At 54.7% G+C, this 13180-nt stretch carries 13 protein-coding genes; 10 read left to right on the forward strand and 3 right to left on the reverse strand.

All coding sequences use genetic code 11. The features are described from left to right. Nucleotides 1–2 precede the first annotated feature (2 nt). The 6 genes from OGW44_RS23780 to hycI are packed head-to-tail and all read left to right on the forward strand — an operon-like array spanning nt 3 to nt 4842. On the forward strand, nt 3–926 hold the full coding sequence (locus OGW44_RS23780) for a respiratory chain complex I subunit 1 family protein (RefSeq protein WP_016157320.1): 924 nt from the start codon (nt 3–5) through the stop codon (nt 924–926). Nucleotides 927–943: 17 nt separating this feature from the next. Then, complete coding sequence (gene hycE / locus OGW44_RS23785; protein ID WP_016154186.1) at nt 944–2653, forward strand: formate hydrogenlyase subunit HycE; 1710 nt, start codon at nt 944–946, stop codon at nt 2651–2653. A 9-nt stretch (nt 2654–2662) separates the two neighbouring features. Beyond that, nucleotides 2663–3205 carry a formate hydrogenlyase subunit HycF gene (gene hycF / locus OGW44_RS23790; RefSeq protein WP_016154185.1) on the forward strand — a complete coding sequence of 181 codons (543 nt, stop codon included), beginning with the start codon at nt 2663–2665 and terminating at the stop codon, nt 3203–3205. Beyond that, the gene (gene hycG, locus OGW44_RS23795; RefSeq protein WP_049040387.1) at nt 3205–3972 is read left to right on the forward strand and encodes a formate hydrogenlyase subunit HycG; all 768 of its coding nucleotides are present in this window, start codon (nt 3205–3207) and stop codon (nt 3970–3972) included. The genes hycF and hycG overlap by 1 nt, the downstream gene beginning before the upstream one ends. Further along, nucleotides 3969–4379, forward strand: a complete 411-nt coding sequence (locus OGW44_RS23800) for a formate hydrogenlyase maturation HycH family protein (RefSeq protein ID WP_003037385.1) — start codon at nt 3969–3971, stop codon at nt 4377–4379. The genes hycG and OGW44_RS23800 overlap by 4 nt, the downstream gene beginning before the upstream one ends. After that, nucleotides 4372–4842 (forward strand): hydrogenase maturation peptidase HycI, encoded by a 471-nt coding sequence (gene hycI / locus OGW44_RS23805; RefSeq protein ID WP_016154183.1) that lies wholly within the window; start codon nt 4372–4374, stop codon nt 4840–4842. Before OGW44_RS23800 ends, hycI begins: the two co-directional genes overlap by 8 nt. Nucleotides 4843–4916: 74 nt before the next feature. Here the strand turns inward: hycI and OGW44_RS23810 are convergent, their stop codons facing one another. Beyond that, nucleotides 4917–5156 carry a SymE family type I addiction module toxin gene (locus OGW44_RS23810; protein WP_016154182.1) on the reverse strand — a complete coding sequence of 80 codons (240 nt, stop codon included), beginning with the start codon at nt 5154–5156 and terminating at the stop codon, nt 4917–4919. A 270-nt stretch (nt 5157–5426) separates the two neighbouring features. Here OGW44_RS23810 and OGW44_RS23815 point away from each other — a divergent pair, with 270 nt between their 5' ends. Beyond that, on the forward strand, nt 5427–5891 hold the full coding sequence (locus tag OGW44_RS23815; RefSeq protein ID WP_016157319.1) for an OB-fold putative lipoprotein: 465 nt from the start codon (nt 5427–5429) through the stop codon (nt 5889–5891). An 83-nt stretch (nt 5892–5974) separates the two neighbouring features. On the opposite strand, the gene OGW44_RS23820 is transcribed toward OGW44_RS23815, so the two are convergent. Then, complete coding sequence (locus OGW44_RS23820) at nt 5975–7399, reverse strand: 6-phospho-beta-glucosidase (protein WP_185654478.1); 1425 nt, start codon at nt 7397–7399, stop codon at nt 5975–5977. 22 nt (nt 7400–7421) lie between these two features. Beyond that, nucleotides 7422–8876: a PTS cellobiose/arbutin/salicin transporter subunit IIBC gene (gene ascF, locus OGW44_RS23825; protein WP_185654479.1), complete on the reverse strand. Its 1455-nt coding sequence runs from the start codon at nt 8874–8876 to the stop codon at nt 7422–7424. Between the two features lie 264 nt (nt 8877–9140). Between ascF and OGW44_RS23830 the strand changes: the two genes are divergently transcribed. From OGW44_RS23830 to hypF, 3 genes are all read left to right on the forward strand, one after another. Further along, complete coding sequence (locus OGW44_RS23830; RefSeq protein ID WP_185654480.1) at nt 9141–10154, forward strand: LacI family DNA-binding transcriptional regulator; 1014 nt, start codon at nt 9141–9143, stop codon at nt 10152–10154. 145 nt (nt 10155–10299) lie between these two features. Further along, nucleotides 10300–10845: an electron transport protein HydN gene (hydN, locus tag OGW44_RS23835; protein ID WP_003037366.1), complete on the forward strand. Its 546-nt coding sequence runs from the start codon at nt 10300–10302 to the stop codon at nt 10843–10845. A 94-nt stretch (nt 10846–10939) separates the two neighbouring features. After that, nucleotides 10940–13180: a carbamoyltransferase HypF gene (gene hypF / locus OGW44_RS23840; protein ID WP_185654481.1), complete on the forward strand. Its 2241-nt coding sequence runs from the start codon at nt 10940–10942 to the stop codon at nt 13178–13180.

The raw sequence follows: 13180 nt of genomic DNA on the forward strand, positions 1-13180 counted from the left end.
GAATGAGTGTTTTATATCCGTTAATTCAGGCGCTGGTGCTGTTTGCCGTTGCGCCGCTGCTGTCCGGTATTACCCGCGTGGCACGTGCGCGTTTGCACAATCGCCGCGGTCCGGGCGTTTTGCAGGAATACCGCGACATCATCAAACTGCTGGGCCGTCAGAGCATTGCGCCTGCAGATTCCAGTTGGGTTTTCCGCCTGACGCCGTTTGTGATGGTGGGTGTGATGCTGACTATCGCCACCGCGTTGCCGGTAGTGACCGTTGGCTCACCACTGCCGCAACTGGGCGATCTGATCACCTTAATTTACTTGTTCGCCATCGCCCGCTTCTTCTTCTCTATCGCGGGCCTGGATACCGGTAGCCCGTTTACCGCTATTGGCGCCAGCCGCGAAGCGATGCTCGGCGTGCTGGTTGAACCTATCCTGCTGCTGGGTCTGTGGGTAGCGGCGCAGGTTGCTGGCTCAACGCATATCAGCAATATCGCCGATACCATTTATCACTGGCCAGCTGCACGCAGCATTCCGTTGATTCTGGCGCTGTGCGCCTGTGCTTTCGCCACCTTTATCGAAATGGGCAAACTTCCGTTCGATCTGGCAGAGGCAGAGCAGGAGCTGCAGGAAGGTCCATTGACCGAATACAGCGGCAGCGGTTTTGCGGTGCTGAAATGGGGCATTAGCCTTAAGCAACTGGTCGTTCTGCAAATGTTCGTTGGCGTGTTCCTGCCGTGGGGACAGATGGAAACCTTCACCTTGGGTGGGCTGCTGCTGGCGCTGGTGATTGCCGTCGTCAAACTGGTTCTCGGCGTGCTGGTCATCGCCCTGTTCGAAAACAGCATGGCGCGTCTGCGTTTTTGCGCCACTTCACGCGTGACCTGGGCCGGTTTTGGGTTTGCGTTTTTAGCGTTCGTCTCCTTGCTGGTGGCGTGATTTAAGAGAGTTTGAGCATGTCTGAAGAAAAATTAGGTCAACAATATCTCGCGGCGCTGCACCAGGCCTTCCCGGGCGTCGTGCTGGATGAAGCCTGGCAGACCAAAGATCAGCTGACGATCACCGTCAAGGTGAACTACCTGCCGGAAGTGGTGGAGTTCCTGTACTACAAACAGGGCGGCTGGTTGTCCGTGCTGTTTGGTAACGACGAACGTCAGCTGTGCGGTCATTATGCCGTTTACTACGTGCTGTCGATGGAGCAGGGTACCAAGTGCTGGATTACCGTGCGCGTTGAAGTCGATGCCAATAAGCTGGAGTTCCCGTCCGTCACGCCGCGCGTGCCTGCTGCGGTCTGGGGCGAGCGCGAAGTGCGCGATATGTACGGTTTGATCCCGGTTGGTTTGCCCGATGAGCGTCGTCTGGTACTGCCGGATGACTGGCCGGACGAACTCTACCCGCTGCGTAAAGACAGCATGGATTATCGCCAGCGCCCCGCGCCGACTACCGATGCTGAAACCTACGAGTTCATCAACGAACTGGGAGACAAGAAAAATAATGTAGTGCCGATTGGCCCACTGCACGTCACCTCTGATGAACCCGGTCACTTCCGTCTGTTTGTTGACGGCGAGAACATCATCGACGCCGACTACCGTCTGTTCTATGTCCACCGCGGCATGGAGAAGCTGGCGGAAACCCGCATGGGTTACAACGAAGTGACCTTCTTGTCCGACCGCGTGTGCGGCATTTGCGGCTTTGCGCACAGCACCGCCTATACCACCTCCGTCGAGAACGCGATGGGCATCGTCGTGCCGGAACGTGCGCAGATGATCCGCGCCATTCTGCTGGAAGTTGAACGCCTGCACTCGCACCTGCTGAACCTCGGCCTGGCCTGTCACTTTACCGGTTTTGACTCCGGCTTTATGCAGTTCTTCCGCGTGCGTGAAACCTCCATGAAGATGGCGGAGATCCTCACCGGGGCACGTAAAACTTACGGTCTGAACCTGATCGGCGGTATTCGTCGTGATCTGCTGAAAGAGGATATGATCCAGACCCGTCAACTGGCGCAGCAGATGCGTCGTGACGTGCAGGAACTGGTCGATATGCTGCTCAGCACGCCGAACATGGAACAGCGTACCGTAGGTATTGGCCGTCTGGATCCGGAGATTGCCCGTGACTTCAGTAACGTCGGCCCGATGGTACGCGCCAGCGGCCATGCGCGTGACACCCGCGCCGATCACCCGTTTGTGGGCTATGGCCTGCTGCCGATGGAAGTTCACAGTGAGCAGGGTTGCGACGTTATTTCTCGTCTGAAAGTCCGTATCAATGAAGTCTACACCGCACTGAATATGATCGACTTTGGTCTGGACAACCTGCCAGGCGGCCCGCTGGCTGTGGAAGGTTTTACCTACATTCCACACCGCTTTGCGCTGGGCTTTGCTGAAGCGCCGCGCGGGGATGACATCCACTGGAGTATGACTGGCGACAACCAGAAACTGTATCGCTGGCGCTGTCGCGCGGCGACTTACGCCAACTGGCCGACGCTGCGCTACATGCTGCGTGGCAACACCGTTTCCGATGCCCCGCTGATTATCGGTAGCCTCGATCCTTGCTACTCCTGTACCGACCGTATGACCGTGGTCGATGTGCGTAAGAAGAAGAGCAAAGTCGTGCCGTACAAAGAACTTGAGCGCTACAGCATCGAGCGTAAAAACTCGCCGCTGAAATAAGGAATCGCCATGTTTACCTTTATCAAAAAAGTCATCAAAACCGGGGCGCCGACATCGTCGTATCCGCTGGAGCCGATTGCGGTCGATAAAAACTTCCGTGGCAAACCGGAACACAATCCGCAGCAGTGCATTGGCTGTGCGGCCTGTGTGAATGCGTGCCCGTCGAACGCGCTGACGGTAGAAACCGATCTGGTCACCCATGAGCTGGCGTGGCAGTTCAACCTCGGCCGTTGCATCTTCTGCGCCCGCTGCGAAGAAGTCTGCCCGACGGCGGCAATCAAGCTGTCGCAGGAGTATGAACTGGCGGTGTGGAAGAAAGAGGATTTCCTGCAGCAGTCCCGCTTTGCGCTGTGTAATTGTCGCGTATGTAACCGCCCGTTTGCGGTACAAAAAGAGATCGATTACGCCATTGCGCTACTTAAGCACAACGGCGACAGCCGTGCGGAAAACCACCGTGAAAGCTTTGAGACCTGCCCGGATTGTAAGCGCCAGAAATGCCTGGTGCCGTCTGACCGTATTGAACTGACTCGCCATATGAAAGAGGCCAGCTGATGAGCAATTTATTAGGCCCACGTGACGCCAACGGTATTCCGGTACCGATGACGGTGGATGAATCCATTGCCAGCATGAAAGCGTCGCTGCTTAAAAGCATCAAGCGTTCAGCGTACGTTTACCGTGTGGACTGCGGCGGCTGCAACGGTTGTGAAATCGAAATCTTCGCTACGCTTTCTCCGCTGTTTGATGCCGAACGTTTTGGTATCAAAGTTGTACCATCACCGCGCCATGCGGATATCCTGCTGTTTACCGGCGCGGTAACGCGTGCCATGCGCTCTCCGGCGCTGCGCGCCTGGCAGTCTGCGCCAGATCCGAAAATTTGTATCTCTTACGGTGCCTGCGGTAACAGCGGCGGTATCTTCCACGACTTATACTGCGTATGGGGCGGCACGGATAAAATCGTACCGGTGGATGTGTATATTCCTGGCTGTCCGCCAACGCCTGCGGCTACGCTGTACGGTTTTGCAATGGCGCTGGGTCTGCTGGAACAAAAAATTCACGCGCGTGCGCCAGGTGAACTGGACGAACAGCCGGCTGAAATTCTGCATCCGAACATGGTTCAGCCGCTGCGCGTGAAGGTGGATCGTGAAGCACGCCGTCTGGCGGGCTACCGTTACGGTCGCCAGATTGCTGATGACTATATGACGCAGTTAGGGCAGGGCGAGCATCAGGTGGCGCGCTGGCTGGAAGCGGAAAACGATCCGCGTCTGACCGAGATCGTCACGCATCTTAATCATGTTGTCGAAGAGGCGCGTATCCGATGAGTGAAACGGTGGTGTTCAGTCAACTGAGCCGTAAGTTTATTGATGAGAACGATGCAACGCCCGCTGAGGCGCAGCAGGTTGTCTATTACAGCCTGGCGATTGGTCACCACCTTGGGATCATCGATTGCCTGGAAGCGGCGTTAACCTGTCCGTGGGATGAATATCTGGCGTGGATTGCCACGCTTGCCGAAGGCAGTGAAGCCCGCCGGAAAATGGAAGGCGTGCCGAAGTACGGCGAGATCGTCATCGATTTCAACCATGTGCAGATGCTGGCGCGCGCGTTCGATGATGCGCGTGCCGTGCAGACTCCGCAGCAGCAGGAGTGGAGCAAGCTGATGCTTAGCATGCTTCACGATATCCACCAGGAAAGCGCCATCTATCTGATGGTGAGGAGACATCGTGACTGACGTTTTATTATGTGTGGGTAACAGCATGATGGGCGATGACGGCGCGGGGCCGCTGTTGGCCGAAATGTGTGCTGCAAATCCTCAAGGTCAATGGGTTGTCATCGACGGCGGTAGCGCGCCGGAAAACGACATCGTCGCCATCCGTGAGTTGCGCCCGCAGCGTCTGTTGATTGTGGATGCTACCGACATGGGGCTAAATCCGGGTGAAATCCGCATTATCGATCCTGATGATATTGCCGAGATGTTCATGATGACCACCCACAACATGCCGCTGAACTACCTGGTCGATCAGCTGAAAGACGACGTTGGCGAGGTGATTTTCCTTGGTATCCAGCCGGATATTGTCGGTTTTTACTACCCGATGACACAGCCGATCAAAGATGCGGTAGATACCGTCTATCAGCGATTAGCCGGGTGGGAAGGACACGGTGGGTTCGCTGAATTAGAGGCACCGGAAGCCTGAGCCTGAGGGCACTGAATACCGGATGGTGTGTCGCATTACCACCATCCGGATAACGTCGACACCCTCGAAACAGACTATTCACCTGCTTGTTCAATAATTAATTTCCCCTGCGTAACCGATACTTTTACTGACGTGCCCGTTGGGAACCCCGCCTGTTCCAGCCAGTCTCCGTTCATCGTGAGTGAAGCATGACGGCTTATACGTCGTGTAAAACCGGTCTTGCGATCTTCATGCCGAACTCTGACATAGCTGACTTTAAAATGACGTAATGGCTTGTTGATAACCGCTTCTGCATTGCCATTTTTACCAGACATAAACACTCCCTTGTTACAAATAAAGAGATGGAAAACTACTGAATAAAATGCCAGTAAAAAGGCGGGAGGGCAAACCCGAAACTGGAAGGCAGATCCAGAAAATAGAATGCAAATAATGAACGGATGAGAAGTTGATAATAGCTGGGGGGGAATATTCTCTTCTTTTACTAATACGGGAGTTATATTATATTTCGGCGTTGTTCAGGGAGGTTATATACTCGAATTATTTAGAATTTGAATATATGGGAAATTAATATACAGGAGTTATTTATGCGTTCAGGTATACGTTTGGTAAATTTAATTATTATTTCCTCTCTTCTTAGCGGGTGCGAGACGGCGGCTGACGCGTTCTTCTCTGCGGGAGACCGATTATTTCAACCGGGGGAGTCATCAGCTGCGTCAATGCCAACCTTGTCCGTCGCTGATTTTGTCGCGCCCTATACCTTAAATCCTGTTAAAGCCAATAAGGACTATCTTGGTGAATGGGTGAAGCTGCGGGGCGTGGTCATTGATATTCGTAAGGTTAATGGTATTTCCAATGCTTATTCTTATCTTGTCAGCCTGAAAGACGAAAATAATAAAACGAACAACGTGATTCAGTTCCAGTTTGGCTCCCATAATAGTACGAATGTTGAGTCATTACAGATTGGCCGGAGCGCGACAATTATTGGTCAGGTCCACGCGTTGGGCGAAGCGCCTTTGCCGCTGCTGCAAAATCCTAAAGTTGTACAATAAAAATGATAACAGACAGCGGGTATATATATTCTGAATAATACGTGTTGCCGGATGGCGGCGTCATCCGTTATCCGGCAACATTGTTATTCCAGATCGGTCCCGTTGCTCGCAATCACTTTCTTATACCACCAGAACGATTTTTTGCGTTTACGCGCTAACGTGCCGTTGCCCGCGTCATCGCGGTCCACATACACAAAACCGTAGCGTTTGCTCATCTCACCGGTTGAGGCTGAAACCAGATCGATACAGCCCCAGGTGGTGTAGCCCAGCAGCGGCACGCCATCCTCAATAGCATCTGCCATGGCGCGAATGTGCTCGCGTAAATAGCTAATGCGATAGTCGTCATTGATTTCGCCGTTAGCATCGCTCTCATCTTTCGCCCCCAGCCCGTTTTCCACCAGAAACAACGGCTTCTGGTAGCGGTCATACATCATATTCATGGTGATGCGCAGGCCGAGTGGGTCGATGCCCCAGCCCCATTCGCTGGCGGCAATGTACGGATTACGCAGCGACTTCACCACGTTAGCGGCGCTGGTATTGCCAGTATTCATTTCAGCGGAGGCGCAGCGCGATGCGTAATAGCTAAACGAGACGAAATCGACGGTGTTTTTCAGGATATCGTCATCTCCCGCCGCTTTTTCTATCACCACGCCTTTTTCGCGAAACACACGGGCAGAGTAAGCGGGGTAAGCCCCACGCGCCTGCACATCAATAAAGAACAGGTTTTCGCGGTCTTTTTCCAGCGCGGTCCACACATCTTCCGGTTTACAGGAATAAGGATAAAAATTACCGCCCGCCAGCATACAGCCGACCTGGTTTTGCGGATTAATTTCATGGGCTATTTTAGTTGCCAGAGCGCTGGCAATCAGTTCGTGGTGGGCGGACTGATATTTCACCTGATCCTGATTCTCTCCTTCTTCAAACACCAGTCCGGCGCCAGAAAAAGGGCTGTGCAGCATAATGTTGATTTCGTTGAACGTTAGCCAGTACTTCACCAGACCGTCAAAGGCCTCGAAGCAGGTACGGGCATAGCGGGTAAAGAACTCCACCATTTTGCGGTTACGCCAGGAGCCATACTCGCTGACCAGATGCATCGGCACATCGAAGTGACACAGCGTAACTAACGGCTCAATACCGTATTTTTTACACTCGGCAAACACGGCCCGGTAAAACGCGATACCCTCTTCATTAGGCGTCAGCTCGTCGCCGTTGGGGTAGAGACGGCTCCAGGCGATGGAAGTACGAAAAACCGTAAACCCCATTTCCGCCATCAGCGCGATATCTCCTTTATAGCGATGATAAAAGTCGATTGCCTGATGGCTGGGATAAAATTCGTCATCCCGCAGTGTAAAGCGTTTTTCCTGACCCAGTTTGACGGCCATGCGGTTTGTGCCGTGGGGGATCATATCGACGGTGGTCAGCCCTTTGCCGCCTTCCTGGTATGCCCCTTCAGACTGGTTGGCGGCCAGTGCGCCGCCCCATAAAAATCCTTGCGGAAAAACAGACATAGTTAACCTCAGTTCATACCAGTCAAATGCTGGCTCTATTGATATTGCCTGGTTGCGCGGCCTGGTTTTTTCTGGCCTGCGCGGCTGCATCTTCGACGGGAATATCTTCAAAGCCGAGGAGCAGTGTTAATACAAAGGAAAGCACGACCGCCAGCGCCATCACGCCAAACACCCAAACGATGGTCATCGGATTGGCTGGATCGAAAAACTGTACGCTGGTGAACAAGCCTGGAGCCGCCATGGAGTGGCTCGCCAGTCCGGCCATTCCGGCAACGGCACCGCAGATAAAGCCGCTGATAAGACTCGCAATCAGTGGGCGTTTCAGGCGGATCGCCACGCCATACAGCGCGGGTTCGGAAATGCCTGCCATGATGGCCGAGGCGGCTGCCGCTAACGCCGTCTGACGCAGTTCCGGGTTTTTGGTTTTCCATGCCACTGCCAGCGATGAACCACCCAGCGACAAATTGGCGCCAATTTCTGACGGCATCACCATGCCTTCTTTTCCGGTTTCGGCAATGGTCTGAATAATGGTTGGCGTGAAGACGCGGTGCATACCGGTCATCACCAGCAGCGGCCACAATGCGCCCATAATGGCCACCGACAGCCAGCCGAGATAGCCGTGAATGGTATAAACCAGTGCTGAAATTGCACTACCGATCCAGATACCGATCGGGCCAATGATGACGATGGCGAGTGGGGCGGCGATCAGCACGATTAGCATCGGTTTAAGGAAGTTTTTGGTTACCGCCGGAGTGATGCGATCGACCCAGCGTTCGATGTAGGACAGACACCAGGTCATGACCAGCGCCGGGATCACCGTGTAGGTGTATTTCACCGCCGTCACCGGGATCAGGGCAAACTCAACGTGCTCACCCTGCGCGGCCTTCGCCATCAGTTCGATGAAGCTGGGATGCACCAGTACGCCTGCGATGGCGATTGCCAGCGACATGTTGGTTTTGAATTTTATGGCTGCTGAGGCGGCGACCATCAGTGGCAGGAAGAAGAAGGCGCCGTCGCCGATTACGGTCAGAATAGTGAGCGTGGACGATCCTTTTACCAGCACGCCGGTCATTTCGAGGATCATTGCCAGCAGCTTGAGCATTGATCCGCCGATAATAGCCGGGATCAACGGGGACATTGTGCCGATCAGCGCGTCGAGGATCCCCGCGCCAATCCGCTTCAGCGTCAGCCGAGGTTTGGTTTGCGGCTCTGCAGGTTGCATATTGGCAGGTAACAGGCTGACTACCTCGCGATACGCCTGCGAAACGGTGTTGCCGATGATCACCTGGCACTGGTTATCGCTGCGCACCACGCCGAGCACGCCAGGGAGCGTCTTCAGCGTCGTGCTGTCGACCTGCGAGTCATCTTGGATAACGAAACGCAAACGGGTCATACAGTGGGTCACTGCTGTGATGTTGTCCACGCCTCCCAGAGCCGTCACAACCGAGCGCGCCAGCGCTGCATAATTTTTGGACATCGGATTTAATCCTGTTTTATCAGTAGAGTACGTTATGTTTTATCCGTTCACGTTGGTCGCTTTTCTGGGTTGATGAAACGCAGATAGGAAACCGGTTCCACAAAATCATGTTTAAATTAAACTCAATGGGCAAGGTTTAATTTTGATCGTTTTTTATAATTGTGACTCCGATCACCAGATGTCAGCGTTTGCAATTTAGCAGCAAGGACAGCGGCGAAACGGTGCAGTACACTGCGTCACATTGAGAGAAAAGGGATGAGTAATATGACCACGATGCTGGAGGTGGCGAAGCGTGCCGGGGTATCGAAAGCGACGGTTTCCCGGGTGCTTTCCGGGAATGGCTATGTCAGCCAGGAAACCAGAGACCGCGTGTTTAAGGCCATTGAAGAGAGTGGTTACCGCCCTAACTTGCTGGCACGCAGTCTGGCAGCGAAAACCACGCAGACGCTTGGTCTGGTGGTAACTAACACCCTTTATCACGGCGTCTATTTCAGCGAACTGCTGTTTCATACCGCGCGGATGGCGGAAGATAAGGGACGCCAGTTGTTGCTGGCTGACGGTAAGCACAGCGCAGAGGAAGAGCGTCAGGCGATCCAGTACCTGCTCGACCTGCGCTGTGACGCGATTATGATCTATCCGCGTTTTCTTAGCGTGGATGAGATAGACGATATCATTGACGCCCACGCCCAGCCGATTATGGTGCTTAATCGGCGGCTGCGGAAAAATACCAGCCACTGCGTGTGGTGCGATCAAAAGCAAACCAGTTTTAACGCCGTTACTCAGCTCATTGCCGCCGGGCACAAAGAGATTGGTTTTATTACCGGCTCGATGGATTCGCCTACCGGCGTGGAGCGACTTTCAGGCTATAAAGACGCGCTGGCACATCATGGCATTCCGCTTAATAATGATTTGATTGTTAAAGGGAAATGGACGCCAGCCTGCGGCGCAGCGGGAGTCGATACTTTGCTTTCGCGTCAGGTCAATTTTACCGCGCTGGTGGCCAGCAATGATGATATGGCGATCGGTGCGATAAAGCAGTTGCATGCGCATGGCGTGAGCGTCCCTGCTCAGGTGTCGGTGATTGGCTTCGACGATATCGCCATCGCGCCATACACTATTCCGGCGCTTTCCAGCGTCAAAATCCCGGTAACGGAAATGATCCAGGAAACGATAGGCCGCCTGATCTTTATGCTGGATGACGGGGCGTTTACGCCGCCAAAAACCTTCACCGGTGAACTCATTCAACGCGACTCTGTTGCGCCGCTCGTTTTGCGCTGACGGCTGTCATTTGTCATCGTCACTAGTGACGATGACACGGCTTCTCTGCATTCATCAAAATAAAAAACCTTTAATAACAGTTAATTAAATTCTGGCACGATTTATGAATGCTTCGGCAGATAATCTGTCATTGCTGGAGAAATTGATGAACCGTTTCATCATTGCAGACGCCAATAAATGCATTGGTTGCCGTACCTGTGAAGTGGCCTGCGTGGTATCCCATCAGGATAACCAGGACTGCGCATCGCTGACCCCTGAAACCTTTTTACCCCGCATTCACGTCATCAAAGGCGTTAATGTCTCCACGGCGACGCTGTGCCGCCAGTGTGAAGACGCGCCGTGCGCTAACGTCTGTCCGAACGGTGCAATCAGCCGTGATAAAGGCTTTGTTCACGTGATGCAGGAGCGCTGCATTGGGTGTAAAACCTGCGTTGTGGCTTGCCCTTATGGCGCAATGGAAGTGGTCGTGCGTCCGGTTGTTCGTAACAGCGGGGCAGGTCTGAACGTCCGGGCAGAAAAAGCCGAAGCCAATAAGTGCGACCTGTGCCACCATCGTGAGGCCGGCCCTGCCTGTATGGAAGTCTGCCCGACTCACGCGCTGATTTATGTGGATCGCAATAAGCTTGAGCAACTGAGCGCTGAAAAACGCCGTCGCGCGGCGCTGGATTCCACGGCATCTTTGCTGTTCTGATATCTGAAAATCCGCGTAAAATACGTGCCGGATAAGGCGAAGCCGCCATCCGGCAAACGGACATTTCAGGGATACAATACCGCGGGAATTCATCATGACAATAAACAACCACTCCGGCGTACAGCTGCGTATTCGCGGTAAGGTACAGGGCGTCGGATTTCGCCCCTACGTCTGGCAACTGGCGCAGCGGTTACAGTTACATGGCGATGTGTGTAACGACGGTGACGGTGTGGTTGTGCGTATACAGGAAGATCCGGCAGAGTTTATTGCGCAATTGCATCAACACTGCCCGCCGCTGGCGCGCATTGACAGCGTTGAGAGCGAACCGTTCGCCTGGACGCAGCCGCCTGCCGATTTCTCGATTCGGCAAAGTGCTGGCGGCACGATGAATACGCAAATCGTTCCGGATGCCGCGACCTGTCCAGAATGTCTGGTTGAAATGAACACCCCCGGCGAACGCCGCTATCGTTATCCCTTTATCAACTGCACCCACTGTGGCCCGCGCTTTACGATTATCCGCGCCATGCCCTACGATCGCCCGTTTACCGTGATGGCGTCATTCCCACTCTGTGCGCAATGCGATAAAGAGTATCGTGATCCATACGACCGTCGCTTCCATGCCCAGCCCGTTGCCTGTCCGGCATGCGGTCCCCACCTCGAATGGTTTAGCGCGGGTGAGCGGGCGGAGAAAGAAGAGGCGTTGCAGGCGGCAGTATCGCGCCTGAAAGCAGGCGGTATTGTGGCCGTTAAAGGGATTGGTGGGTTTCATCTGGTGTGCGATGCACAAAATGATGACGCCGTAGCGCTGCTCAGGCTGCGCAAACACCGTCCGGCAAAACCTCTGGCAGTGATGCTGCCCGGTGATGACGGACTGCCTGAACCCGCTCATCGTTTGCTGACAACCCCAGCCGCGCCGATCGTGTTGGTGCAGAAACGCTATATCGCAGCATTGAGCGAGGGCATTGCGCCAGGGTTAACGGAAGTGGGCGTCATGCTGCCAGCGAATCCGTTGCAGCATTTGCTCTTACAAGAGATGAAGTGTCCGTTGGTAATGACCTCCGGCAATCTCAGCGGCAGACCGCCCGCTATTACCAACGCGCAGGCGCTGGAAGATTTACACGAAATTGCCGATGGTTTCCTGTTGCATAACCGCGAAATTGTGCAGCGGATGGATGACTCTGTGGTACGCGACAGTGGGGAGATGCTGCGTCGTTCACGGGGTTACGTGCCGGATGCGGTGGCGCTGCCGCCAGGATTTCACGACGTGCCGCCGATGCTTTGCCTGGGCGCAGATCTGAAAAATACCTTCTGCCTGGTGCGTGGTGAACAGGCGGTTATCAGCCAGCATTTGGGCGATCTCAGCGATGACGGCATTCAGCAGCAGTGGCGTGATGCGCTGCGCCTGATCCAGAACATTTATGACTTTACGCCGCAGCGTATCGTGCATGATGCACACCCTGGTTATGTTTCCAGCCAGTGGGCCAGCGAAATGAATCTGCCAACCGAAACGGTGCTGCATCACCATGCGCATGCCGCTGCGTGTCTGGCCGAGCACGGCTGGTCGCTCGACGGTGGCGACGTGATTGCCCTGACGTTAGACGGTATCGGCATGGGGGAAAACGGCGCGCTGTGGGGGGGGGAGTGTTTGCGGGTCAACTATCGTGAATGCGAACACCTTGGCGGCTTACCGGCGGTAGCGCTGGCGGGGGGCGATCTGGCGGCAAAACAGCCGTGGCGCAATTTGCTCGCGCAGTGCCTGCGTTTTGTTCCTGACTGGCAGCGCTACCCGGAAACATCGGTGCTGCAACATCAAAACTGGAACGTGCTGGCGCGCGCCATTGAGCGGGGGATTAACGCACCGCTGGCGTCATCGTGCGGACGGCTGTTTGATGCCGTTGCCGCCGCGCTTCAATGTGCGCCGAAATCGCTGAGTTATGAAGGTGAGGCGGCCTGCGCGCTGGAGGCGATGGCATCGCAATGTGCTGGCGTTGAGCACCCTGTCACGGTGCCGCTTGATGGCAATCAGCTGGACTTAGCGGTTTTTTGGCAGCAATGGTTGACCTGGCAGGTCAAACCTGCCGAAAGAGCGTGGGCGTTTCACGACGCGCTGGCGCGTGGGTTTGCCACCCTGATGCGTTTGCAGGCCGAAGAGCGGGGGATTAAGACGCTGGTATTCAGCGGAGGTGTGATGCATAACCGCTTATTGTCAGCCCGGCTGGCGTTTTATCTGCATGATTTTACCTTACTGTTCCCGCAGCGTTTACCGGCGGGCGATGGCGGGTTGTCGTTGGGGCAGGGCGTGATTGCCGCGGCGCGGGCGTTGGCGCAAAAATAA

This window comes from Citrobacter sp. Cb023, assembly GCF_030336805.1.
In the GTDB taxonomy this organism is placed as follows: Bacteria; Pseudomonadota; Gammaproteobacteria; order Enterobacterales; family Enterobacteriaceae; genus Citrobacter; species Citrobacter braakii.